At 59.7% G+C, this 24,206-nt stretch carries 26 protein-coding genes; 10 read left to right on the plus strand and 16 right to left on the minus strand.

Annotated features, from left to right (window positions below; genetic code table 11):
• On the plus strand, positions 1-267 hold the full coding sequence (locus ACFPN2_RS08360; protein WP_380596151.1) for a hypothetical protein: 267 nt from the start codon (positions 1-3) through the stop codon (positions 265-267).
• On the opposite strand, the gene ACFPN2_RS08365 is transcribed toward ACFPN2_RS08360, so the two are convergent.
• The 4 genes from ACFPN2_RS08365 to ACFPN2_RS08380 form a co-directional block, all read right to left on the minus strand.
• Positions 264-1,262 (minus strand): relaxase/mobilization nuclease domain-containing protein, encoded by a 999-nt coding sequence (locus tag ACFPN2_RS08365; protein ID WP_380596152.1) that lies wholly within the window; start codon positions 1,260-1,262, stop codon positions 264-266. The genes ACFPN2_RS08360 and ACFPN2_RS08365 overlap by 4 nt on opposite strands.
• Positions 1,243-1,707 carry a plasmid mobilization protein gene (locus tag ACFPN2_RS08370; protein ID WP_380596153.1) on the minus strand — a complete coding sequence of 155 codons (465 nt, stop codon included), beginning with the start codon at positions 1,705-1,707 and terminating at the stop codon, positions 1,243-1,245. The genes ACFPN2_RS08365 and ACFPN2_RS08370 overlap by 20 nt, the downstream gene beginning before the upstream one ends.
• Positions 1,708-1,943: 236 nt before the next feature.
• Positions 1,944-2,177, minus strand: coding sequence for a hypothetical protein (locus tag ACFPN2_RS08375; RefSeq protein ID WP_380596154.1), 234 nt, complete (start codon positions 2,175-2,177; stop codon positions 1,944-1,946).
• 293 nt (positions 2,178-2,470) lie between these two features.
• Positions 2,471-3,394: a DUF6387 family protein gene (locus ACFPN2_RS08380; RefSeq protein WP_380596155.1), complete on the minus strand. Its 924-nt coding sequence runs from the start codon at positions 3,392-3,394 to the stop codon at positions 2,471-2,473.
• A gap of 197 nt (positions 3,395-3,591) precedes the next feature.
• Here ACFPN2_RS08380 and ACFPN2_RS08385 point away from each other — a divergent pair, with 197 nt between their 5' ends.
• From ACFPN2_RS08385 to ACFPN2_RS08395, 3 genes are read left to right on the plus strand one after another with little or no spacing between them, the layout of a single operon-like run.
• Positions 3,592-4,554, plus strand: a complete 963-nt coding sequence (locus tag ACFPN2_RS08385; protein WP_380596156.1) for a hypothetical protein — start codon at positions 3,592-3,594, stop codon at positions 4,552-4,554.
• Positions 4,554-5,309 carry an adenylate/guanylate cyclase domain-containing protein gene (locus tag ACFPN2_RS08390; protein WP_380596157.1) on the plus strand — a complete coding sequence of 252 codons (756 nt, stop codon included), beginning with the start codon at positions 4,554-4,556 and terminating at the stop codon, positions 5,307-5,309. The genes ACFPN2_RS08385 and ACFPN2_RS08390 overlap by 1 nt, the downstream gene beginning before the upstream one ends.
• Positions 5,306-5,923, plus strand: coding sequence for a Pycsar system effector family protein (locus ACFPN2_RS08395; RefSeq protein WP_380596158.1), 618 nt, complete (start codon positions 5,306-5,308; stop codon positions 5,921-5,923). Before ACFPN2_RS08390 ends, ACFPN2_RS08395 begins: the two co-directional genes overlap by 4 nt.
• 108 nt (positions 5,924-6,031) lie before the next feature.
• Here ACFPN2_RS08395 and ACFPN2_RS08400 read toward each other — a convergent pair whose 3' ends face one another.
• Together ACFPN2_RS08400 and ACFPN2_RS08405 are read right to left on the minus strand one after the other, a co-directional pair.
• A complete protein-coding gene (locus tag ACFPN2_RS08400; RefSeq protein ID WP_380596159.1) occupies positions 6,032-6,487 on the minus strand; it encodes a hypothetical protein in 456 nt (151 codons plus the stop codon).
• Between the two features lie 7 nt (positions 6,488-6,494).
• Positions 6,495-7,376, minus strand: coding sequence for a hypothetical protein (locus ACFPN2_RS08405; protein ID WP_380596160.1), 882 nt, complete (start codon positions 7,374-7,376; stop codon positions 6,495-6,497).
• Between the two features lie 772 nt (positions 7,377-8,148).
• Here ACFPN2_RS08405 and ACFPN2_RS08410 point away from each other — a divergent pair.
• The gene (locus tag ACFPN2_RS08410; protein ID WP_380596161.1) at positions 8,149-8,538 is read left to right on the plus strand and encodes a DUF2335 domain-containing protein; all 390 of its coding nucleotides are present in this window, start codon (positions 8,149-8,151) and stop codon (positions 8,536-8,538) included.
• A 168-nt stretch (positions 8,539-8,706) separates the two neighbouring features.
• Here the strand turns inward: ACFPN2_RS08410 and ACFPN2_RS08415 are convergent, their stop codons facing one another.
• Entirely contained in the window at positions 8,707-9,159 is a 453-nt protein-coding gene (locus ACFPN2_RS08415; RefSeq protein WP_380596162.1) for a hypothetical protein, read from the minus strand.
• Positions 9,160-9,426: 267 nt separating this feature from the next.
• On the minus strand, positions 9,427-10,146 hold the full coding sequence (locus ACFPN2_RS08420) for a hypothetical protein (RefSeq protein WP_380596163.1): 720 nt from the start codon (positions 10,144-10,146) through the stop codon (positions 9,427-9,429).
• A 143-nt stretch (positions 10,147-10,289) separates the two neighbouring features.
• Here ACFPN2_RS08420 and ACFPN2_RS08425 point away from each other — a divergent pair, with 143 nt between their 5' ends.
• Complete coding sequence (locus tag ACFPN2_RS08425) at positions 10,290-10,760, plus strand: DUF6985 domain-containing protein (protein WP_380596164.1); 471 nt, start codon at positions 10,290-10,292, stop codon at positions 10,758-10,760.
• Positions 10,761-10,870: 110 nt separating this feature from the next.
• Here ACFPN2_RS08425 and ACFPN2_RS08430 read toward each other — a convergent pair whose 3' ends face one another.
• The 4 genes from ACFPN2_RS08430 to ACFPN2_RS08445 form a co-directional block, all read right to left on the minus strand.
• Positions 10,871-11,038, minus strand: coding sequence for a hypothetical protein (locus tag ACFPN2_RS08430; RefSeq protein WP_380596165.1), 168 nt, complete (start codon positions 11,036-11,038; stop codon positions 10,871-10,873).
• Positions 11,039-11,114: 76 nt separating this feature from the next.
• Positions 11,115-11,441: a hypothetical protein gene (locus ACFPN2_RS08435; RefSeq protein WP_380596166.1), complete on the minus strand. Its 327-nt coding sequence runs from the start codon at positions 11,439-11,441 to the stop codon at positions 11,115-11,117.
• Complete coding sequence (locus ACFPN2_RS08440; RefSeq protein ID WP_380596167.1) at positions 11,438-12,451, minus strand: amidohydrolase family protein; 1,014 nt, start codon at positions 12,449-12,451, stop codon at positions 11,438-11,440. The genes ACFPN2_RS08435 and ACFPN2_RS08440 overlap by 4 nt, the downstream gene beginning before the upstream one ends.
• 35 nt (positions 12,452-12,486) lie before the next feature.
• Positions 12,487-12,951, minus strand: coding sequence for an amidohydrolase family protein (locus ACFPN2_RS08445; protein WP_380596168.1), 465 nt, complete (start codon positions 12,949-12,951; stop codon positions 12,487-12,489).
• Positions 12,952-13,157: 206 nt separating this feature from the next.
• On the opposite strand from ACFPN2_RS08445, the gene ACFPN2_RS08450 reads away from it, so the two are divergent.
• From ACFPN2_RS08450 to ACFPN2_RS08465, 4 genes are read left to right on the plus strand one after another with little or no spacing between them, the layout of a single operon-like run.
• Positions 13,158-14,354 (plus strand): M48 family metallopeptidase, encoded by a 1,197-nt coding sequence (locus ACFPN2_RS08450; RefSeq protein WP_380596169.1) that lies wholly within the window; start codon positions 13,158-13,160, stop codon positions 14,352-14,354.
• Positions 14,338-15,006 (plus strand): TIGR00266 family protein, encoded by a 669-nt coding sequence (locus tag ACFPN2_RS08455; RefSeq protein WP_380596170.1) that lies wholly within the window; start codon positions 14,338-14,340, stop codon positions 15,004-15,006. Before ACFPN2_RS08450 ends, ACFPN2_RS08455 begins: the two co-directional genes overlap by 17 nt.
• A gap of 1 nt (position 15,007) precedes the next feature.
• Entirely contained in the window at positions 15,008-15,691 is a 684-nt protein-coding gene (locus tag ACFPN2_RS08460; protein ID WP_380596171.1) for a TIGR00266 family protein, read from the plus strand.
• Between the two features lie 9 nt (positions 15,692-15,700).
• On the plus strand, positions 15,701-16,705 hold the full coding sequence (locus ACFPN2_RS08465) for a TIGR00266 family protein (protein ID WP_380596172.1): 1,005 nt from the start codon (positions 15,701-15,703) through the stop codon (positions 16,703-16,705).
• Here the strand turns inward: ACFPN2_RS08465 and ACFPN2_RS08470 are convergent.
• Genes ACFPN2_RS08470 through ACFPN2_RS08485 form a run of 4 tightly spaced genes read right to left on the minus strand, consistent with a single transcriptional unit; the run spans position 16,642 to position 24,206 of the window.
• Entirely contained in the window at positions 16,642-18,639 is a 1,998-nt protein-coding gene (locus ACFPN2_RS08470; RefSeq protein ID WP_380596173.1) for a peptidase domain-containing ABC transporter, read from the minus strand. The two genes, ACFPN2_RS08465 and ACFPN2_RS08470, sit on opposite strands and share 64 nt — an antisense overlap.
• A complete protein-coding gene (locus tag ACFPN2_RS08475; protein WP_380596174.1) occupies positions 18,632-20,773 on the minus strand; it encodes a peptidase domain-containing ABC transporter in 2,142 nt (713 codons plus the stop codon). The genes ACFPN2_RS08470 and ACFPN2_RS08475 overlap by 8 nt, the downstream gene beginning before the upstream one ends.
• Positions 20,770-20,985 carry a hypothetical protein gene (locus ACFPN2_RS08480; protein ID WP_380596175.1) on the minus strand — a complete coding sequence of 72 codons (216 nt, stop codon included), beginning with the start codon at positions 20,983-20,985 and terminating at the stop codon, positions 20,770-20,772. Before ACFPN2_RS08480 ends, ACFPN2_RS08475 begins: the two co-directional genes overlap by 4 nt.
• An 8-nt stretch (positions 20,986-20,993) precedes the next feature.
• Positions 20,994-24,206 carry a lantibiotic dehydratase gene (locus tag ACFPN2_RS08485; protein WP_380596176.1) on the minus strand — a complete coding sequence of 1,071 codons (3,213 nt, stop codon included), beginning with the start codon at positions 24,204-24,206 and terminating at the stop codon, positions 20,994-20,996.

Consider the following 24,206-nt stretch of genomic DNA (forward strand, 5'->3'; position numbering starts at 1 on the left):
ATGAAACTGAACTATTTCCTGCGTAGGGCACTAGCGCGTGAGAAGACGGTGCTATGGATCTCTATTGTCGCCGGTGCGGTTGGTTTTTGTGTGATCTATAGCTTGAGCCACGTCGCAAGCTGGCTCGGCCAAAGGGTTATCCCCGCCGATTTGATGACCGCAGGGATTTGGTTTCTTCGTATAAGCTATGCCTTCTTCGTGATGGGGAGTGCGATCAACGTCATTGGCCTACTGATTGCATTTCTGCGCGGGAAGCCCGCGCATTAGCGAACGAGCGGTTTCTCCTTGGTACGCGACTCACGGACGCGCTCCATCAGATCGGCGGCCAGCCATTGCTTCTCCGTGCGCGGCGGCGGCATCTGACTCACGAATCTCGACACCTGATCGGCAAGCTGATGATTTCCCTCGGCCGCCAGCAGGTCACGCACCGCGAGCCACCCTCGCACGACCTCCTGCCTGGTTCGCTGTAGCCTGGCGGCTCCGGACTGATCCAGGGAGCCCGCCTTTAGCTCGCGCACCACGTCACGCACCCGCGTCGCCATGTGCGATGACGCGCCCCGCTGCACGGCTCTGAAAATGGCATCCAACTTTGGCGCCCGACTTTGCCCGCGAGCACTGCGCGTCGTAGCGTTCGCCGCGACGCCTCGCGCTCGAAGTTGACGCGCGAACTCCCGGCGCCAATGCCCGAGCGTCTCCCTGCTGATGTTGAGCCGCACGCCGTCTTGACTGACCGCCTTCACGACGACATGCACGTGCGGATGAGGCTCGTCCGTGTGCAAGACCATCGCGTAGCGATGCTTGCGCCCGAATTCTTCGCCAGCGAAGTCGCGGACGGCCGCGAGGACTTTCTTGGGTGGCGTGCCTGCTGGCATGGAAAAGATGATCTTGTGGACGAGCTTGGCCGGCTTTCGCCGATTGATCGCAAATAGGTCAGGCCGCTTGCGATCCTCGTCCATATCCAAGTCCCAATCCTGGATGAGTTGCCGAGCGGCTTCCTTACCAACCAACCGCTCGCCATCGTCGGTCTCGATCTCCAGGTCGCCGCCCCGGCCGATGTAACTGAAGTGCGCCGCCACGCCGCGGCTCGAGGTCGAGCCGCGGCCGCTGGTAACCTTGACCATCACCTCAGGCGTGCGACCGACCGTCCGGCCAATCAGCGCGATATCACCGGGCGACAGATACATCCGCCGGCCCGACCCGGCACGGCCACGACTGCCGATGTCTAGCCACGGCTTGCCGCGCTCAAGGCGAAACGTCTTCATCTCCCGTCCTCCATGACCGTGCATTGGCCTTGACCAAGTCCTTCGTGTGAACGCGCAGCGCCTCGCACGCCTTCAGTATCGCGAGCAGATCACCTCGGGTGGGTCCGCCCGCACCTTGATGCGCAAGTCGTGTCAGCTGGTTGAGGTTGCGGCCAATCGCGCCTATCTCGGCGACCGCCTGTTTGAGCGCCAGCAACTCGTCCTTGGGCAGCGGAGAGAGGTTTCGCAGGTGGGCCCGTACAAGCACAGATATATACGTCGCTACCGCCATCTGGCGAGACGCCGCCCGCTCACGCAGTAACCGCTGGTCGTCGGGATGCAGCCGGACACACGCTCGCGCCCCTCGCAACCGACGCCCCGATGGTTTCAGAACATCGGCGTCGGTCTCACCAGCGCCACGTACCACCGAATCAACGAACCGCTTCACCAACGCCGACTCAGTCATCTGCTGCCGTTCCGCGAGACTGCGGAACCGCGCTTTCGTCTCCGGCGAGACGCGTGCAGCGATGAGCCGTGTAGTGACCATGGGCCACAGTGTTAAACAAAAGGCGCCGCAGGCATATCCTGCGTTTCGTTGAAAATTCGGCGAAACGTGGCCTTCCCTTCGCTACGACAAACGGAGGAAACTCCCGTAGATAACGACGACCGAAAGCCGCTCTTGTGACCGTTGCAATAAAGCAACTACGTCGGCAGCTCGCCTTGCGAATGCAACGCTACGGCGGCGGTCGAGACGACCCAGAGAATGGTGGCAACTACGACGAAGGCCCAGATGGCGATGATGAGCATGCGAGCGATTGGGAGTTCGGCATTGCGCATCGCATCGAGCGCTGCAACGAGGACTGGCCTGCAGACAAAAACGATTGCTGCAGCTATGACGGCCGATGCACCGAACAGGGTCAGAGTTGTTTGAATCATGACCCGCAGCAGGCCTCAATGAGAAGACCAGCCGCCTTTAGCTGCTCAGGCCAGTTGCCGGGAATCGACTGCGGGAACATATGTGCTCCGTGGATATTCGCGCTGCTGAATCCGGCGCGACGAGCCTCTATATATCTTGCGAAGTAGGATATCCGCCAGGAACGAAAAATCATCCGCTCGGGACCGGAATCCTTGAAGCGACTACGAACACCGGAATGAAATTATCCAATTTTCGTTCCGGCTGCTAAATCTCAGCTTTATGTTCTGCTGTCTCGACTCGCTCCTTGGACGCTTTATCGCGTAGTTTCGAGACTGTCTTTCTTGATGGCGCCCCCGACACTCTGCACAAACTTGATTAGTCGAATCTGATGGATCAGTCGCTCACACTCCCAAGGGGTGAACAGACGCTCATTGATTTCTCGGGTGACCTTTCGCAATCGATCCGTGCGATCAAAATCTCCAAGCTGCGGATCGCCCTCCGGCCAAAGCTCCCGCCCAATGACAACATCCTTAATATTGATGCCCTTGATCTCCATCCAGAGATCGAGATCAAAAACTTGAAGCACTTTGAACTCATGCCACTTCTTGAAATCCTTACCATCGAAGGCGGCCTTGGACACGCCGCCTAGCTGCTGGCGCATCCCTAGAAGCCACACCTCAAAAGCGGTCTTGAGACTTTCGTCGTCCAGGTTGAGATTCACCATCAATGGAACGCGCGCACCGAGAATGTCTCTGCACAAGAGACCCATATTTGGGGGCAATTTGTCCCAGCTACTTTCTCTATCTTCGACGATCTCCCCTCCCTCCTTGCGCACACTGAACTCGCCACGCAGTTCGGGATGCAGAGCCAGCCGCTGCGCCCACGCTATATGTTCTGGATTTGCATATGGCCGCAGCAAGTGCGCCAAAAACTCGGCTTCGAACGCCGTTAGTGCATTGATCGGCCAATCGCGGCTAAGGTCGGGCTCGTCATCGAAGATGAAGCGCCCCTTACGGCTCGGGGCCTGATCCGAAAGCACCGCGATGAAAGTCTCTTCTGGCGAACTCTGATCGCGCCCCATTCTTATTGGACCGGCATGCTCCTCCACCATGGCCTTACAGTTTCGATATGCAATCCTGAGCCCCAACCGGATATACAGCTCGGACGCCCATTCTTCAGCGGAGAGCCTGCGTTGGTACGTCTCTAACGGATACCAATCTGGCATCGAAATCTTCATTCGACATCCCTCAGAATTTTATTCTCCATCTTCATCAGCGTTGCCCTTCTCGGGAGGGGCCAGGCGGCATGCCCGCCGCTGGAATTATCGCCGAAAATCCGAGACCCCGCTTGGCGCTGGAGAGCAGCCCACTAGTTCCTCAGACCCCGAATCGAATAGGATTAGCTTGCGTCTTCAACAACGACAAGAGGCAGCACTTGGAAAGAGACACCTCGGCCGACCACGAAGAAGACCAAGGCAAAGATCGGCGTTGGGGCCGCATGGATTTCCAGACGGAGTTCGTGCCCATTGACAAAGCGAACGGTACCTTTCAGGTCCGCATGCGACCAGACCCACGGCGGTATGACCGCACAGAACATGACGGAAAGCCTCATTACTTCGACAAGTATCTCCGCGTCCTGATACCGGAAGATCTCATCTTAGGAGAAGGCAAGCGGCAACTTGAAGGCCTGCCGCTTTACTTCCTGTCTTCAAGCATCGACTCAACGGCCGAGTATGCGTCGGCAAGAAGCAACGCCCTGGGAGAAGAATTGCGAGGTGGCAGCTATTCGCCGCCGCACCAAAAAGCCTTGCAACACAAAAGTGCCGTGAGCAGCCCGACGCCGAAGGAATTGGTGTTCCTTTCTGTTGACATCTGCGGCGGCTCGGCCCTGCGTCGTAATAATCGGGAAAGATTCGATCGCGCCTACAAGATATTTATCCGGGAACTTGGAACGGTTGTCGGGCAATTCAATGGCACGATCTATAAGGCAACAGGCGACGGCTTCATCGCATATATCGATCACCCATCATTCACGTCGCGGTCTGATCAAGCAGTCGACTTAGGCCTCACGTTACTAGCCGTCCTTTGTCGTTCGATAAACCCTGCCCTCCGAGAAGCCGGTCTCCCTGAGCTGGCAATCAGGGTCGGAGCAGATACAGGTATCGTCAGTTTCAGAAAACTCGAAGTACCGACAACGGGTTTCTCAGAGGTTGAAATCGCAAGCGACGCGCTGAACCGTGCGGTAAAGATTCAAGAGTCGGCAGACGAGAATCTGTTTCGCATCGGCAGGGATTTGTACGAACTCGTTCATGTCGGATGGCTGGAGCGTGCGACCGAAGTTCCGTTCGATGGCGCGAGCGTCGGAATGCCCGACTACAGGGTATATGAGGTCATCTGATGGCAAACACCGAGTATTTCACGAAGGCATACCGCGATGCGCAGATCACCCGCACCCTTGCGACCCTGGAAAAAATCCGGGGTCGGTCCTCCGTTCCAGCGGGTCGCGTGATTCCCGACGCAGATGACCTTCCGATACATGCTGGTCGTAGACTAGATGCGACCGTCCTGTTCCTGGACATATCAAAGTTCTCGCAACGCCCGGCCTGGACAGAAGGTGAGCAGGACACCCTGCTTCGAATTCTCTCGCTGTTTTTTACCGAGATGATCCGGATCATCGAAGATTTTGGCGGAGTAGTCGAAAAGAACACTGGCGACGGCCTGATGGCCTACTTTGTAGCCGAGCCCGGTGACACGATCTCGGTGCAGCAACGCGCACTTGCCGCTGCGCTCACCATGTTCTATGCCGCCGACAACTACATCAACCCGATCCTGCGCAGCTCACAACTTGAGCCGCTACAATTCCGTATCTGTATGGACCATGGACCCATCACAGTGGCAAAGGTCGGATCAGCGCGAGGATTCAACGGCATCGTCGCCATTGGCACAACCGCCAACATCGCATCGAAAATGCTTGCCGCCGCCGATCCCAACACGATACTCATGGGAACAAAAGCGTTGGTTGGTTTGCCGACCAGCTGGCAAACAACTTGGGCGCGCCCTAAAACGTCCGAGACGGGGTGGTTCTATCGCGGGGACAGTAGCCCATACACATTCTGGACCTACGTAGGTCGCTGGCTGGAACCAACTACATGAGTGATATGCAAAGGAGTTCAGATAGCCCGCCTCAGGGGACCGTTCCGCCAGAAATCGAAGGCGCTCCGAAAATTGCCGCGCCTGCTACTGGGCAGGGAGAAATCGTCGCCTCCGGAACGCCACAACTGGACGAGGCTCATCGGTCGTTTTCTGAATTCCATCAAGGATACGTTAGCAACTACATTCAGTTTGCAGACACCAAGGCGGCATGGATATTTGCAATCGCTGCCGGGCTTGTGGTCTACATTCTAGATAAGAACGATCTGAAGACTTTGCTCTGTCCTCCTGACCAGAATCTTTATCTCTGGGCCCTGGTTGCAACGGCAGCTCTCCTGATAGCCTCAGCCGTTTTCTCATTCCTCGTCGTATTGCCCCGGCTGCCCGCATCAGGGGAAGGGATCGTCTCCTTCTTCTCCGTCGCCAAGAAACCCTCGGCTGATAGTTACGTGCGAGAGATTGCCTCGATGACGGATGCGGCCCTAACCGAAGCGCGATTGAAGCACTCTTACACAATCTCAGGAGTCTGTAGAAGGAAGTATGCGCACTTGAGGTGCGCCTTCATTACAGGGATGCTTGGGCTTGCCGGGACGGCACTGCTGACATTGCTTGCGTGAATGTCAAGGGATCTGATTCACTCGCAGCCTCTGCAATTCTTGGGGATTGTCGAGGGACCTTTCAAGATATTCGCTCAGTATGGACAATCAAGCAGCGCGCTCATCGCGCTAGAGGCTATGAAGTATCCGATCGATGTATTCGTCTGGCAGCTCGTTTAGCAACTGGTGAATGAGCTGAGCATTCATCTCCATTGACAGGCGTGCGACGGGATCAACCTCCCCCCGCATTGAATTGAGGTAGGTCAACGAAAATAGCTTTCTATTTCTGAGCCGGTCGGCCAGATCCCCGTTTATTGCAACTTCCAGGACTTTCTTGCTACGGACGCCCAATAGCACATCGACGTTGTTGCTCACGTGTCGATATTCAAGCTCGGGCGGCTCATCGTTCTCATAGGTAAAGTGAAAACTCCCTGCACTTGGCCCCTCAGGCTCGAACTTAACCGCCACAGGTATGTGGAACGGAGATAGGCCGGAGACCATCGTCCCGCCGCCGAACCGAGTCACCTTCTTCGGCGCATCAATATCTTTCCGCCTGAAAAGATACTCAGAGGTAATGCTTGTCATACTCACCTCACTCGACAACCTTACCCAGAATCAGCGCACAATCACGGAACCGCTGTTGAAACTCGCTTGTTCCATCACCGATTGCCGGACATTCATCATCCCCCGAATCCAGAAGGAGGACCCCCCAACGCTCGCCACCCGCATTCTCGATCACGGTGCCAACGAAGTGTCTTGCAAGGTGTGTTCGCGCCAGCAGGCTTTGGACAGACTTGACTCCAGTGGCCTCAGCATATCGTCGCACAGGATCGGCAACGGGGAGACTTTCGATCGTGACTCCTTTGACGGCGAGAATCAAAGCACGGTCAACGTGATCAAGCCCAGTTACTTCCACGAGTCCATTCTCGCGCCAAATCCTACCCACAATGCCCTCGCAGAGATCCGGGGCGTCATTGGACACGCGAAACGCGGCCGTCGACACGCGGTTCCATGAGTTCTTGGGACGCAAGTACACCCCAAGATAATAAGCTGTCCATTTGATGCCCAAGACTTCCCTGATTCTTGGCCATTGCTCGCGAAGGGGAAAAAATTTGAGCTTGATCAAAGCCCAGAGAAAAACCCTCCATCCTCTGGAGTACTTGAAAAGCGTGAGCCGGTTGCTCATGGCTCGGTCTGCGAAGAGCGTCTTAGCGTAGCTGTTCAGCAGTTTCTCCACCACGTTTTTGGTGTCATGACGGGCTCCGAGATAGTTGCGAAGCCCGTCTAGACCGACTGAGCATAAGCTCAAAGTGAAGACAGATGTGGCGAGCACGCCCTTTTGGCCCAGCAATAAAGAAGCAAGCCACGGCACGTCGCTATCGGTCGAATTAAAGCGTCCGACATAGTTGAGTGCATACAGGCCGATCGATATAACTACCCCGAGAATCCCTACTATTATTTTTATGCCACGCACACGACGGTTCCGCTGAGTTCCGGGCAGCGCACATTCTGCAATATACGGAACGTGAAGCAAAGATAGCCCCACGCACGAAGCGCGTTCGTACGCGCATGACCTTACAAGAGGCCTGCCGAACATCATGCTCGCCGCCCATGACATTGGGTCGAAACCAGTTAGCGCCGGCCTGCGTGGTAACGCTCTGAAAGCATGCACTGCGCTTGCATCAGCTGGCGGCTGAGCCACGTCCGCGCGCGATGCTATTCAGGTCGCTCCTATGACTAGGAATCGCAATCCTTCTTGCGCCAGCACCCTATTGCCAAATCCACTGCCAAATCGGGGGACAGACGGGAATTGAGGGGGACATCGCCTCGAAACAAATCAGTAAGTTACTGTTTCGCTTATTCTTTAGTGCGTTTTCGAGTCCCTCCCTTTCCACCATCTCAATCAGCTTCAGCCGCAATCCTGCGGAAACAACCACGCCCGCCATCTCTTCACTCGGTTGGCACCCTCGCCAGGGTCATTCGCCGGCACTAGCCGGTTAAAGAACAGAGCCCACCCACACCAGAGACTGGAACTACGTCCGGCAACGAGCCGTCTAAGGGGTGTTATAGTGACGTCATGGGTACACCGATGCGCAAATCCTTTTGGCGCGGCCTGTTACAAGGCCTCGGTAGCCCTGCCGAAATTTTCGCAGAGACGACTCATTCGGAGCGCGCCGCCTCAGCAACTGAGGCACTGCGATCTGACTGGGAACGGATCGGCCGAGACTTCAGAACGGTAGTTGGCCGTGAAGCACTCGACAAAAGCGAAAAGTCCGCAGCAGCCAAGCACCGTACCGCCGCCTAAGCAAACGAACGTTTCGGTTGAGTGGTCCGGACCACTTCCTCCTCCCGCCGCGCTCGAATATTTCGATCGCATTATTCCTGGCGGAGCCGATCGCATCCTGAAGATGGTGGAGCAAGAGCAATCCCACCGCCTCTCGCTCGAGCAGGTCAGCACCGAAGCCAATATCAAATCGCACTGGCGCGGCCAACTTCTCGGCGCGGGAATAGGGTTGTCAGCTATCGTCGCCGCAGTCGCTAACAGCTACTTCGGCGGCCCCTGGCAAGTGTCTGTGGCGCTGGTCGGAGTCCCGATCCTTGGTGTCGCACAGGCTTTGATTCGCGGCCGCAGGTGACGACAGCTAGATAAGGGATATCACGTTCTCGCGATGGAACTGGCGCCATGAAGCCCGTCTACCGGCGGCATCCCGATCTCGTGCCCGAAGCTCTGCGCGGTGAGCGCCTGTAGATGCCGCCAAAGGCTAGCGAACGAACGGTTTTATCTTTCGTCGGCTCAAAGCAAATCACTCAGTATCCAGTTCAGGCAGCGATTCACGCCCCACCACACGCACTTTCAAATTACAGGCCGGGCAGATCTTGAGGACGAAACGTTCAGCACCGTAGCACCGAAGACCACCGAACTTGCATTTGTAAGGGGATGATTCGATCACAGCTTCGGGGTGACCGTCACGATCCAGGTCCGAAAACGACAGCACAGCCTGATCCGCACCGACGCGCTCGCCGAGAAGCACGTGAGGCTCGCTACATGTCACGAACGAGTACTCAACATACCGCGATGTTGCCCCCGGCCAGTCCTGGGTGAAGCAGATGTCGTCGGCCTTATATGGATTTCGGAAGGGGCCGTCGAAAGCACCTGCGATCACGAGCCAGTGAACGCAGACGCCGACGAACAGAACAAGAAACAGACCGACAGTCCCTTGCAGTAAGAGCCGAAGGCAACGCCAAAATACGTTCATGACACCATCATGAAGGTACCTTGTGGCGTGTTTACGCTTCGATTCGGGAGAATCATGGCAGCCACGATGCAACCACTGGATTCGAACGGAGCCAGCGGACTACAGAAGCGGGCCTGGCACTTTTGAATCTGGTGGCTGAGCGCCGAAGCCTGGCGCGCGAACCGAAATGATCGGTTACGGGGACCGGTGCAAAGCTGATATCGAGTGACGCCCTCAGCTTTCCATCCTCGTGCCTGAAGGATGGAGGCAGGGCACCGATGTCATGACTTACGGGCTCGAAGCACGAAGCGGAGCTTCAATCGGAACCGCCGTCAGAATCGATTCGCGCGTGAGCTTGTTTGACGGGAGCTCAATCTCTGCCGCCCGCAGGGCGGCGCCCGAGGTGTACAGGATCACAAGATGGGTCCCATTGACGATGCGACCTCCCTTGTACTCCTCGACATTGCTCAGTACGCGGGCGAAATTTTTTCCAGTAGGACTCGCAACGGCAATCGTCTTTGTGTCTTCGGCCGTCAGTCGCTTGTCCTGATTGCTATCGCTGTCGACGAGCTCATACACGACCACTTGAGGCGACGCATTCGCCTCGCCGTTTTGCGGCGGCGGGTACTCGTTTTCGCCGACGATGAGCCCGCGATAGTCAGGAATGAGCCAGTAAGACTCCTGCGATGTCGGATCGAAGTAGAGATAGTTTCGGATCGAGCTGGCTTCCTTCGAGCCATAGGACTGCGCGTACTCCTGATGCACATCAAGTGACGCACGCAGGACCTCGGTGCCCTCGACCTCGATGAACGCGCCGAGCGATGCGACCGAACCCTCAACCTGGTCCTCCGCGACGTTAACTACGCCCCTTACGTGTCGCGTTCGCGTGACTTCCTTGAAGATAGAAACAGATGCGAAAATCAGAACGACGATGGCAGCCAGGCCGGCCGCGAACACGATCAGGGAATTGATGCGCCAGACCCATGCAAAGAACCGTTTCCCACCCACAAAATCTCCTTCCATGCAGATTGCTGAGTCGTTGCGACGATCATATCACCTGCAAAACCGGCCCGAAGCGCTTACATTTGAACTGATCTACCTGCTCTCTGATTCTTGGCCTGACCGGCCGCTTTAACAACGGATTCGAGCGAATGGAAGACACCTTATTCGGCGCAATGGTGTATGACTACGGCTGGGTGGGCCGGTATAGATACAAGCTGTTCGGCAACCTCGTGAACGTCAACCTCGTCGTGCCTTGTGATGAAGGGGACGAAATAGAGTCCGCGCAACGCGAAGCGTTTGTCGCGTTCGACGCCAGGCGAGACGAACTGATCGCGCAGGCCGAAGCGGCCATCTTCAGCTACTACCAAAGCGAGCTGGAAGAGTGGCGCGACCAGTTCGGCGCTGACTCCGCGGACGAACTGGCACCCGTGATCAGCGAGCCGGCAGAACTGGCATCGCTGATAGAGCCTACGGATATCCTCATTAAGCGATCCTTCGGTTCCGGGGATCGCGTTGTCGGTTTGCTGTTCTCGAGCTCATGGGATCCACAACTGGGCTTGGGCGTAAGATTTTTAAATGAGGCGATCGTAGAGGTCGGTCCTCAAGACGTCGCACTGTGAGCCCGCCTCAAAACGCTCCCCGCATCGTCAACATGTAACTCCGCGGATCCCCATACCAGTTGCTGCCGCTGGAGCTGCCAGGGACGCGGTAGTAGCGCTTGTCGGTCACGTTATCGACGTTCAGCGCCACGCTCCAGCGGATTGAACTCAGTGCAGGCGGTGCCGGCTTGAAACGCGTTGGATTGTCCCTGCACGCCGCCGCTGAAAGTCAGGCCGCGAGACCAGCCTTCGGTCGGGAGTCGATAGCTCGTCCATAGCTTGAAGACGCGCTGGGGCACCGGCGTGATCAGAGGGTCACCCTCGGTCCAAAGCGCGTTGTATCGTTGCAGGTCGGAGCCGTGGTACTCGTTCTCGTTATAAGAGTAGCTGGCCGAGGCCTGCCCATCCCTGAACGATTTCGCCCGAGAATTCTGTTTCGATGCCCCGGCTGGTCAGCGCGATGTCAAAGCCGGTGATATAGCAGCAGGACACACCGGTACGAACCACGGAATCGGGGTATCTGTTACCTGCGTTGTCCACGATGTACGACTGTCCGCCCTCGATCACCAGGCGTGAGCGATCGAGCACGCCGAATCCTTCCTGTTCGATCGGATAGCCGGCGATGGAAGCATTCAACCGACCATCGTTGCCCTGCCACGACCGCCCGTAATCGACGGCACCGAGCCAGGCGCGGTTCCTCACTCCCCTTTCCTCAAGCTTCGCGCCTTCTCCGCGACTCCCGCGAGAATCCGATCCAGCTCGGCGCGATCGAACAGGCGGCCGTTGAAAACAACCATGCGAGTCGCACGCACGTTACGAATATCCGCGAGCGGGTCGGCATCGAGCACGACCAGATCGGCGATTCTGCCGGCCGACACCGCGCCGAAATCGTTCGACTTGTTTGCATAGCGCGCCGGCGTGAGCGTCGCGGTGCGCAGCACTTCGGCGGGAGATAAACCCGAGCTCGCCATCAACTCCAGCTCATCCAGCAACGCGGAACCGGGAAAGCAGAAACTGTCGCCAGTATCCGTGCCGGCCATGACGTTGATGCCGGCTCGATACGCGAGACGAGTCACCTCCAGTCCTTTCTCGAAGAACGCTTTATAGGCCGCCGCATCCGTCGGACCGGAGGCGCGAGCGCGGGTTTGCTCGACGTCCTTCAAAGCACGCGTGACGGCGGTGGGATGAATGAGCTGGAGGCGAGGATCGTTGAGCGCCTGCGGATCGCCAGCGGCCGCGATCCAATCGAAGCGGCGGGTCAGATGCGTGGGCACATAATAAGTGTCGTGTTTCTTCATGGCCGCGAAGATCGCCCGAAGCCTCTTCGGATCGTGCTCCTGAAGAATTTTGGTGAGCATGGCAGGTTTCTGATCGCGCTCGCTCGGCGGCGCTTGCCGGGCTTCGAAGTCGCGCTGTAACTGCGCGGCGCCCCGAAAGCTGTCCAATAGAATTTCGCGAGCATGCTCGATACTTCTCTGGCCGGCGTTGACGGCTTCGATGAAGTCCACGCCGAGCGGCTTGTGACCGACGACGGTGATCCCCCGCTGGTTCGCTTCATCCATCAGGGCGAAGAACGAATCGCGTGGCAGGCCGCTATAAACCTTGATCGCATCCACCGACGATTCATCGACGAGATAGCGCACCAGCTCGCGGGCATCGTCGGGAGTGCCGGCGCCGAAGAAGGTGGGCAAATCCGGGCGGCGACGGGTCACTTGCGGGCCGTCGACGACCAGGCTGGCCGTACTGATTACACGGGGCCCGACGCGCAAACCGGCGCGAGCTTCGGCATCCCAACGTTTGGTGGTAATCGCGCGCTGTAACGATAGTCCGGCCCGGCGATGTAGTCGGACATGTCGCGCACGGAAGTCACGCCATTCGCGATGAACATAGGTAACGTCAGCTCATCGGCCGCCGTCTCCGGCGTGCCCACGTGAACATGCATGTCCCACAGGCCCGGCATCACAAAGCGGCCCTGGCCATCGACCCGTTGTGCCTTGGCCGGCACCGCCACGCTGTTGCTCGGCCCGGTGGCCAGGATGCGGCTTCGTTGCCAGATCACGCTCTGGTCGGGCAGCAGCTTGCCGAGCTGCACATCGACGATGGTCACATGTTCGAGAGCGATGATGCCCGTGTCGTCGGCCCGCGCCGTGAAAGCACACGCCAGGACAGCGACCGACGCCAGCCACAGATTGATAGTCGATCGGAATGCCATGCTCGAACCGCTCCTCAAATGTCCCCCATGATCTGAAGAGGACCCGCGAGCCGGTTTTATTGATCGCAGGCGGCGAATACCGTTGTCGTACAAGGCGGGCGCGATTCCAGAAATGTGATCTCGGCCTTGCTGTCCCGCTCGAATTTCACTTAAATTGCCCGGCGGCGTTGCATTATAAAAATCAGCGAAAAGTTCGATCACAGCGGATGTCCGACTCGTTCTATCCCGCCCATGCCTTTCACGAAGGCTTCGCCCAGGGCCGTGCTGCCGGCGACCTGAGCGTGAGCGCGGCTGGTTTTTGCTTTCGTAGCGACACGCAGTCGGTGACGCTGCCGCTCGCGGGCGCCCGGTTGACGCTCGGCGGGGCCAGCGATCGTATCGTTTTCATCGCCCATCCCGACTTTCCGGACTGGTCGGTGTACACCAGCGATCGCACCATCCTGCGCGATCCGGTCTTGGCCGCTCATCCGGAACTGACGGTCGCGCTGGGCGCCATGCGCCGGAAACGAATGAACAACTGGGCGGTGTTTGCCGCCATCTTTGCGGTGCTCATTGCGATCCCGGTCGGGCTGTTGCTCAACATGGGTTGGCTCACGGGCATCGCGGCCCGGCAAATCCCGGCCTCTTGGGAGGAACAGCTTGGCAAGACCGCGTTCGGTCAATACCAGGTGCAAGCCGACGTGATCCAGGACCCGGAGACGGCGAAGCTGCTGACCGAGCTCACCAACTCGTTGACCAAGACTCTGCCGGATTCGCGCTATCAGTTTCGTTTCTATGTGGTGCGCGATCCCTCGCTGAATGCATTTGCCCTGCCCGGCGGCTATGTGGTCGTCAATTCCGAGCTGCTGTTACGCGCCGACTCGGCCGAAGAAGTGCTGGGAGTGCTGGCGCACGAGATTTCGCATGTGACTTCCCAACACGGCACGCGCAATCTCATTGCATCCACCGGACTCTTTTTGACGGTGCAGGCCGCGCTGGGCGATGCCAGCGGCTTGCTCGCCACCCTGGCGAGCGCAGCGCCGTTCCTGCTGTCGCAGAAGTACTCGCGCGGCTTCGAGAACGAAGCGGATGAGCAAGGGTTCGAATTGTTACAGCGGGCACGTATCGACGGTCGTGGCATGGTGTCCTTCTTCGACAAGGTGAAAGCCGAAGAAGAAAGAATGCGTAAGAAAGTCCGCGAGCAGGTCGGCGAGAATGCCGGCACCGTGCTCACGGAAACACCTGAGTTTCTGGCGACTCATCCCGCCACCGACTCCCGCATCGAGCGCATGCGCGAAAAGGCGGCCCATCAGCAAGGCCCCTTCGTCGACATGAACCCGACCTTCGACGCGCTCAAGATCCGGGTCCGTAAATTCGCAGCCGAGCGTCCTTCGCAGGAGACCGAGAATGAAAACGCAGATTGATGGCGCCCCCGCCTTTGCGCACCTCCAGGTGACGCTGGCGCCGGGCGAGTCCATCGTTGCCGAGTCCGATGCCATGGCCAGCATGGCCGCGGATCTGACGATGCGCACACAATTGAATGGCGGGCTGTTCGGTGCAATCGCCCGGCGCCTGTTCGGCGGCGAGTCGATCTTCATCAATCGTTTTCACAACGGCACTTCGGCGCCGAAGCAGCTGACCCTGGTGCAGCCGACGCCCGGCGATATGCGTTGTAAGGAGCTCGCTGCGGGCGAGACCTACTATCTGCAACCCGGCGCATTCCTGGCGTGCGATGACACCGTGAAGATCGGCCTGAAGTGGGCCGGGCTGGTGTCCTTCATCGCTAAGGAAGGTCTGTTCAAGATCTCGGTGACCGGGCCCGGCAAGGTCTGGTACGGCGCGTATGGCGCGCTCATCGAACGGCAGATCGACGGCGAGTTCATCGTGGACACCAGCCATCTGGTCGCCTACGAGCCCGGCATCGAACTGAAGTTACAACTCGCGGGCGGACTGATCTCCAGTGTCATGGGCGGCGAAGGCCTGGTCACGCGCGTGGTCGGCAAGGGCCGCATCGTCATTCAAACCCGCAGCCTGAGCGGGCTCACTGGCTGGCTGAATCCGAAACTCTGGGGCTGAGATGGATATCCAACTCGTACATCGACCCGGTAACAGCGCTGCGAAAGTCACGCTCGGCGCCGGCGAAAGCGTCACGGCCGAAGCGGGCGCGATGATCGCGATGAGCGCCGACGTCGGCATCACGACCACGACTCACAAGCGCGGCTCGGGCAGCTTCACCAAGACGGTGAAGCGCCTGTTCGCCGGCGAGTCGATCTTTCTGAATCATTTCGAATCGAAGCGCGCCGGCTCCGAAGTCTGGCTCGGCACGCCGCTGCCCGGCGACATGACGACGCTGACTCTGCAACGCGAAAGTCTGATCGTGCAGGGCGGCTCGTTCGTGGCCTGCGAGAGCGGCGTCGAAATCGGCGTCGGCTGGCAGGGCTTCAAGACACTGCTCTCGGGCGAGAGCCTGTTCTGGGTCAAGCTGCAGGGGAGCGGCCAGGTGCTGCTGAACTCGTTCGGCGCGATCTACGAGCAGCAGGTCGATGGCGAGCTGATCGTCGATACCGGCCACATCGTCGCCTTCAACGAGACGTTGCAGTTCTCGCTGACCAAGGCCGGCGGCAGTTGGCTGCATTCGATCCTCGGCGGCGAAGGGCTGGTCTGCAAGTTCCGCGGCAAGGGCACCGTCTGGTGTCAATCAAACAATCAGCGCAGCTTCGGCGCCGCGCTGACCCCGACTCTGCGCGCACGCAAAGGTTAGGAACAACTCATGTCAGCGCAATTCAATGTCGTCCTCAGCGGCACGATCGCGGAAGGGCACGACCTTAACGCCGTCATCAGCTCGCTGGCCGCTCGCTTCAAGATCGAAGTCGCCCGGGCCACTACGTTGTTGAAAGGCCAGCCTTCGGTCGTGAAGAAAGGCGTCGACCGTGCAACGGCGGACAACCTGTGTGCAGCGATCCTGCAGCTCGGTGCGAAAGCGACCGTGGAGCCCGCCGATGCGGCCCCTGTTGCATCGACGTCCGCTGCCGCTCCCGATCCGCAGCCTCGAGCAGCGCCGGTCGCGGCAGCTCCATCCGCCGCCGCTGCGAAGACGCTGACTCCCGACCCGCGTGGAATGAAATTCAACGTGCAGGGTCAGCCCGACTACGCGTTCATCACCGTGCAGATCCCGGCCAATCAAACGTTGAAAGTGGAAGCCTCCGCGATGGCGACCATGGACACGAACCTGGTGATGAAGACCCGCTTGCGCGGCGGCCTGGGCCGTTTCGTGACCGGCGAATCCATCTTCATCAACGAGTTCACCGCGCAAGGCGGGCCGGGCGAGATCGGCATCGCACCCGGCGCTCCGGGCGATGTGCGCCATGTCTATCTGGACGAACAAACGATCTATTTGCAGAACTCGGCCTACGTCGCATCGAGCAGCGGCGTGGCGGTGGAAAGCAAGTGGCAGGGCCTGATGAAGGGCTTCTTCTCCGGCGAGAGCTTGTTCCTGATCCGCTGCCAGGGCAAAGGCGACCTGTGGTTCAGCAGCTATGGCGGCATCATCGAAATCGACGTGACCGACGAATACGTGGTCGACACGGGCAACATCGTCGCGTTCACCGACGGCCTGAAATACAACGTCACCAAAGTCGGCGGTTACAAGTCCTTGTTCTTTTCCGGCGAAGGCTTCGTATGTCGCTTCTCCGGTCAGGGCCGTGTCTGGATTCAGACGCGTAAGGTCGGGCCGCTGGTTTCCTGGGTGTGGCCGTTCCGTCCGTCCGGAAAATAAGCCGAGGAAGCGTGCCCGGCGTATAGCACTGTCCGGCCCTCGAACAGAGGGCTGGTCATCACTCGCCTCGCACTCAACGCATCCAGATTCGCCGTGGCCTCATCGAGCAGCAGGATTTCTCGGTCCGCGGCGAGCGCGGCTGTGAGCGCAACGAGTTGTCGTTGACCGCCTGAGAAGTTGCCGCCGCCGTGCGCGATGAGCGTGTCGTATCCCATCGGTAGCTGATCGACCATCTCAGCCAGCCCTGTAACTTCCGCTGCCCGCAGAATGCGGTGGAATGGCGCCCCCGCAGAAAACAAACGCAGGTTGTCCCGGACACTGGCATTCAACATACGAACCTGCTGCGGCAGATAAATCATTCGCTCGCGCGCCTCATGCGCGCCGCAGCCGCCGATTGAAATACTGCCGTCACAAGGGTCGTACAGTCCCGACACAAGTTTGAGCAGTGTCGTCTTGCCGAAGCCGGACGCGCCGTCCAGATGATGCAGCTCACCGGGCGCCACATTCAGGTCGAGCCCCTGGAACACCCAGGGCCGATCGTCGGCGTAGCGGAACCATAGATTGCGAATCTCGATGGCCGGTCGACCCGCACGCGGCGGACGCGAACGCGGTCGCTCGATCGGCTGCTGCTCCAGCAGTGTTTGCGTCTCGCGCAGATGGGGCTTCACGGTTCGCAATTTCACGAAGGTCTTCGCCAGCCGGCCGACCGTCGAGTGAAACAACGCCGCCATCAGGATGAAGGCCAGCAGCTCGCCGAGTTGCAGCGATCCCGCCATCACGCGTAGCCCACCCCAGATCCACAGCGCCTGCACCTGGATCTGACCGAGCAGGTCGATACCGACCTGCGAGCCGAGCATCAACCGATCGCTGCGTTGAGCGAGCTTGCGCGCACTCTTCACCAGCGCGAGCCACGCGTCCACCGCTCGATTCGTGGCACCGCCCGACTTGAGGGTCGCGATGTGAGTAAAGATCTCGGCGGCCTTGTCGCGCTCCTTGACTTGCGCATCGACCACGCTTTGCTGGATTCGATACTGCTGCTGTCCCGCGAGGATCGCCAGCAGCGCTGAAGCGACGCCGACCGCCGCTACAAACATCGTCGGCGCAATCATCGTCGCGCTCATCATGACGAGCAGAGCGATTGTGGTCACCGCGCCGAACGCCGCCGTCAGCGCATCGCCCGTAAGCACGGAGCGCGCCTGCGCGATGCCTTGAAAGCCCTGCATGAGCTCGCCGAGCGATCTGCTCTCGATGTAACGAAACGGCAGTCTCATCACATGTAGCAGCAGGCCCCGCTCGAGAATCGCATCGAGCCGTGCTTGCAGCAGCTGGGCGCAGCGCTGCTCGAGCCAGCCAGCCCAGCCCTTCAGCAACGCGATCAGAATCATGCCGAGCGCGAGGCTGGTCACGAGCGACGCGGACGATTGCGGGAACGCGTCGTCAACCAGAGTCCGGGTGAGCTGCGGGCTCAACAGCTCGAGCAGCTGTACGAAGATCGCGAAGCCAACGACCGGAAACAGCATTCGCCGCTGCAACCACACCAGGCGCGCCAACCGCGACCAGAGCGACGCTGCGGGCGGCAGCTCCAGCGTACGATCGAACACGACGCCGGAGAATTCCTTTTGAACGGCGGCGTGCGACACGATCTGTTCATGATCCGGCAGATCTTCGATCCGCATGCCATACGCACGAATTTCCTTGATGAGGATCCAGCGTCCGCTGCTCGACTGCGCCAGGATGGGGGCTTCGAGCTGCGCCAGCTCGTTGCTCTCGATGCGCGCCACGCGACCAGTGACACCGTACCGCTCGAGATGATCGAGCAGCGATTCGTTCGGATCGACCGCCACCGCGCCCGTTGCGTCGATGCCCAAAGCTTTCAGCAGCCGTCGGGCAGCGACGGCCGTGCTCATGCCGATCAGTGCCGTTCGGTCACGCATCCTGAAGCTCCGCCGAGCGAACCAGATCGCGAAACAATCCTTGCTCGGCTTGCAACGAAGCGAATGTTCCCTGCTTCACGATACGCCCCTGCTCCATCACCAACACACGATCGGCATCGCGAACGGTCTGGAGCCGGTGAGCGATGACGATGCGGGTACAGCGGAGCTCGCGCAGGTGCTCGTGAATGCGGCGCTCGGTTTCGGCATCGAGCGCGCTGGTGGCTTCGTCGAGTAAAAGAATCGCCGGTCGATGGGCAATCGCGCGGGCAATACAGAGCCGCTGACGCTCGCCGCCCGAAAGCTGCGCGTCATTACCGCCGAGCGGCGTGTCGTAGCCACGAGGGAGAGCTTCGATAACATGATCGATGCACGCGAGCCGGGCCGCCGAACGCACCGCCTCGATGGAGATCGTCGGATCGTTGCAGCTGATATTGGCGTGCACCGTGTCGCTCAGCAGCTCGACCTCCTGCAACACCACGCCCATGCGCCGCCTGAGCGCGTCGATATCGAATTCACGCAGATCCCTACCGTCGAACATGACTGTTCCTTGCGACGGCGACAGCAGGCCGAGCAGGATTCTGGCGAGCGTGCTCTTGCCCGACCCCGACGGCCCTACCAGAGCAATCAGCTCGCCAGGCTGCACGTGAACGTCTATGTCCACCAGACTCGGCTGCGCCTGAGCCGAATAACGAAAACTCACCTGCTCGAGTTTGATCTCGCCGCGCAGATCGCTTGGAACGTAGTGGCCGCTGCCTTCGGGCTCGGCTTCCAGAACGTCGTCGAGACGCGATAGATGAGAGCTCGCCAGTTGCAGCCGGTGGAGGTTCTGCATCAGCGAGCCCACCGGCGCAAGAAACAATGCCTGCAACGTCAGGAACGCCGAAAACACCCCGATCGACATCTGCCCTGCCAGCACCTCGCGACCGCCGACCAGGCAGACCAGTGCCAGCGCCAGCGAATTGATCGCGACCGTCGACTGGGCCCCTGTGTTTTCGAGGTCGAGGCGTGGCAGAAGTGCGCAGGCGCGCCTGACGACTCGATCGTTCCATCGGCGTAGCGCGAACGATTCGGCTGAAGTTGCACGTAGCGTTTCAATCGAATCGAGCGAAGCAACCAGCGCGGCACCGGTGCCGCTGAGCGCAGTCAGCTCGGCCGCAGCGGCCCGGCGATTCACCTCACGCATGTAGAGCTGGAACAGCACGCGAACGCCGCCCATCGCAATCACCAGCAGGCCGAGCATCCAGTGATACGCGATCATCAGCGCGGCCAATCCGATGACGAGCAATGAATCGAGCAATGACGCGACGATTTCCGTGCCGAGCAACGAACGCAGCATGCTGTTGCCTTCGAGTCGCTGCAATAGATCTCCCGGCGCACGCTGCATGAAGAAGCCGATAGGCAAGCGCACCGCATGTCGCATGAAGTCGCCGAGCAAGCGCAGGTCCAGCACGACGTGCAGATTGCCGATGACATAGCCGCGCCCGAGGGTCACAGCCCCCTGGACGACGGTTGCAAGAAAAAATGCCGCCGCCAGTTGCATCAGCAGCGGCACGTCCTTGCCAACCAGCGCGCGATCCACCAAGAGCTGCTGACCAATTGGCAGCGTCAGCACCAGCAACTCGAGCAAGGCGGAACATCCCAGAACGATGCCAATCGCGCCCGCGTTGTCACGAACCAGCGCTCGATAGCGGCCGAGATGCGGAGTCTTGCGGCGCCTTGGCTGCAGATCCGGAGTCACATCGAGCGCGAGCACCGCACCTGTAAAGGATTGTTCGAGCACACGCTTTGAAACGTTCAGACGTCCGCGCGCGGGATCGACGATCACCGCGCCTCCGCCGCGACGCCACTTCTCCAGCACGACGAAATGGTTGAAGTCCCAGTGAAGCACGGCGGGCAGAGGCAGCAGTTCCAGTTGCTCGAGGCTGACGGAATACGCGGTCGCCGTCAGGCCATAGGCTCTCGCCGCCTCCAACATCGCCTGTAAGCTCACGCCGTCGCGGGATACGCCACAGGCTTCGCGCACCTCCGGAAGGGGCGCGTGATGGCCGTGATAAGCGAGCACCATCGCGATACAGGATGCTCCGCATTCGAGTGCATCGAGCTGAGGAATGTAGGGCACCCGGTGCCGACTCATCGATCCATCCGCCGCTCAATCGCCCGCCCAATCTCCTCGTGCATGCACACCATGTAAGTCACGCAGGCTGCCAGCAGCGCGAGGGAGATCAGAATGACCGGCCAACTCCAGCGCATGCGGGCCGCGACAATGCCGATATTCTCCTGTTCCCGGAAGCGATACTCGATCGCCTCGCTGCGATAGATACTGGAGTTCGATTCGGTGCCGGACATCGTCGCGCTCAAGCGCTCTGGCGACGAGCGCACTGCGAATCGTACAGTCGCGCCAGAAACTCATAGATCACGAGCTCGTGAGCGCGCTGTGAAGACGGCAGCAGGCGATTGATGAACATATGAATCACACTGTTCGCCAGATTCTCAATCGAGACCGCCAGACGCCCCTGCCGATTCAGTGCATGCATAGCCTCGATAAGCGGAGCGCTGCGTCGGCTGCGTTCCTCAAACGCAGCGGCTACGGGCCCCGTGGCGATCAGCGCTTCGAGAGACTTTCGCTCTTTGCGGAAGCGCTCCGCGAACCATCCTTGCGTTCCCTTGTTCTGCGCCTTGAACTCCGCGACAAATGCATCCCGCATCCGTCGCACGAATGCACGACGCGCATCGAGGTCGAGCCCGAAGTCGTGCAGCCATCGGTCGGCACCGAGCAGGGCGAGCTGCCAACGCAGTTGCGAGCCTTCGTCACCCTGGCAGGAAGCCATTGTTTCCAACACAGCGTCGCTGTCGATCGCAAAGAGTTGTTCCGTGCGTTCGATATTGTCCGTCCCGCCGTAACGCAGGGTTTCACGTTCATACGTTGCCAGTTCGACTCGCCACAGCCGGCCTTGCTCGAGCAAAGGCGCGAGTCGCGCGTGCATCCTCGTCAATGCTTCAGCATTCAGTCGTGCGGGTTGCCCGTGCAGGCGAACACGAAGATGCGGATCCGGATCGGAATAACGGATAAAGAACCAGCCATCGATTGCGCCCTCCTCGCGCAGCTCGGCAATCACCGGCGCCACTGCATCGATGAGGACGCTGTCCGCGGTTCGTTCACCGCCATACAACTTGAAATAGAGCCATTCGGAGCCGGGCGCAAAACTCTCGACGACAGCACGGCGATCTAGCGCCGGCACACGTGCGGGCGATGGCAGCACCGACTGCTCACGCAACAGCGGCACAACGAGCTCGTGCGCGAACTGCCCCTCCGGACCCTCGACGGCAAGCTCGTCGGCCGACGGCAGATTCTCTTCAAGCCGAAGCTCCGTCCGGTTCTTCACGACGTCACAGAATGTATCGATGCTCAGCGCATTATCGAGGTCGATGAGCAATTCATTGTCGCCATCGACCAGCAGACAAAACCGGGGCAACTTGCGTTCGGCGCGCCAGCGTTGCGCGAGCTGGAACCGCTCGGAACCCGATGCGGCGACCAATGATTTGATCTCTTCTTTATCGATTCGCCAGCTCGCACGGGCGAGTACGATGCGCCCGCATCGAACGCGCGGCAGAAATCGTTCCTGGCCCACCGCGCCCCAATGCCAGCCGAGCCAATTGCGAGCGTGCTGTTCGACGATGGCGCCGAGAAACTGGCTAACGCCGAGCGTGCCGGTGTAGCTAAGCGCACTGGTGAGACGCGGAATCACCTGTTTACCGAGCTTCTCGGAGTACAGAACGATACGATCGTCAACGACGCCGACCATCAAATCGGCAACGTGGATCTGCCGTTCCCGATCGATGCCTGACGATCCCAGAAAAACAATCTCATGCTCGCGAAGCGCGGGACGCACGAGCAAGTTGCCGCTGCGGCCCTGGGGCAGATGCACGAGCTCCGCAAACACGACGTCGGGCCGGCGCGATTCCTCGGCACTGAGATGCGACCGGGTCTTCTCGCACAGTTGCTCATCCGCGTGACAGAAACGCCCGAGCATGCGACCGCCCGGAGGACCAAAGCAGCCCTGCAACAGCAGATCGAAATCGCCCTGCTCCACCGCCTGCTCGGAACGAGCGGCAATGCGGAGAGCCATGTCGCAGGATTCCGGCAAGGTGCTGGCAGTGACCTTGCCATCCAGCACCCGCAAGTCCGATTCGTCCAGATGCCACTCGTGCCGACCTTCCGCGAGCATTCGCTCGACACGCCTGAGCATGAAAACTTCACGTTGCGTCCACGTGGACTCGGTACCTTCGGCGGGATTCACTCCGCTGACGAAGCCGGCGAGCAAAGAAACATCATCCGGCTGCGAGCCCGTGCCGATCGGAAACCCGATGCCGGATTCGGGATCGAGCGCTTCCATCAACGGCACCCAGCGGTCCTCGAAGCGCCGTTGAAACTGTCGTCGAAACGCAGCGAGTGGATCGCCCGACGGCGCAGGCGTGATGCGCTGGACCAGCGCCGCGCACTCTTCGATACGGGCTGCAACCGCAGGCCCCAAGGTGAATCGATCGGCAGGCTTGTGCAGATCGACCTGCCAGCTCGAATGTTTCACTTGCACGGCGAGCCGTTCCAACTCTTCCGCGAGCTGCACATATTGTTGAGGTGGGTGCCCGAGACCGGCACGATCCATCTCCTCCATCCGCTCGACGGCGGCTCGCAGGGCGCGTGCGTTGTCGACTGTGTCCCCGCATCGTTCCAAACGATCCAGCAGCTGATCCATCCGCTCGGGCCCGGTGAGGCGCAGGTCCAGGTCTGAAACCAGAATTTGCGTGTCGATCAGCTCGTGTACGAATTCGGCGCCGTCGTCGATGTCGACCTCTGCAAAGCGCGCCACCGCGTCTGCGAGCTCAGCAACCGTCGCACCGCTCCGTGCGCGTTCGAGCACTTCGAGCAGATAAGGGCTCTCGGTGACACCGACGAGCTTGTAATGACGATTGCCGTTGTCATCCACCTCGAACTGCGTGTAGCGCAACCGCCCGGCGCTTCGATAAAGACTGGTGTTGGGGAAGAGCGTCAGCAACTCACGCAACGCATGCGATCGTTCGAGGCGGCTGACCAGCTTGCTGATCAAGCCTCGATCGACTCGCGTGTGGCGTTTGTTTGCTGCCAGGGGCGGCAGCTCGAGATGAGTGAGCGCATCGAAACGTCCAACCGAATGTCCAGCGAACAGGCCAAAGGGAGTGCACCGATGCGTCATGCGGTGGAAATAGCGGACGAGCACTCGTTCCGCAGCCATCCCCCGTTCGCTGTCCGGAGCTTGCAGCCAATGCTCCAGACTGCGATCGAGTGTCGGCGATGCGACGTAAAGCGCCTCTCGAACCTCAGGCCGATGAATCAACTCCCGCAATCGGGCACGCAGCGACTTGCGATCCTCGTCGAGTGCCGCATCAATCGACGCACCGCTTTCCCACGCAGCTCGGCCCGAGAGGCCGTCCGTCCATTGCAGATAATCGGTGAATGGCAGTAGCGGCGTGCGCAGGGCGAAGAAGTCGCTCACCCGATACCGTTCTGAATGCGCGGCGCTCGCGGCCAT

The organism is Steroidobacter flavus (assembly GCF_042651805.1).
Taxonomy (GTDB): domain Bacteria; phylum Pseudomonadota; class Gammaproteobacteria; order Steroidobacterales; family Steroidobacteraceae; genus Steroidobacter; species Steroidobacter flavus.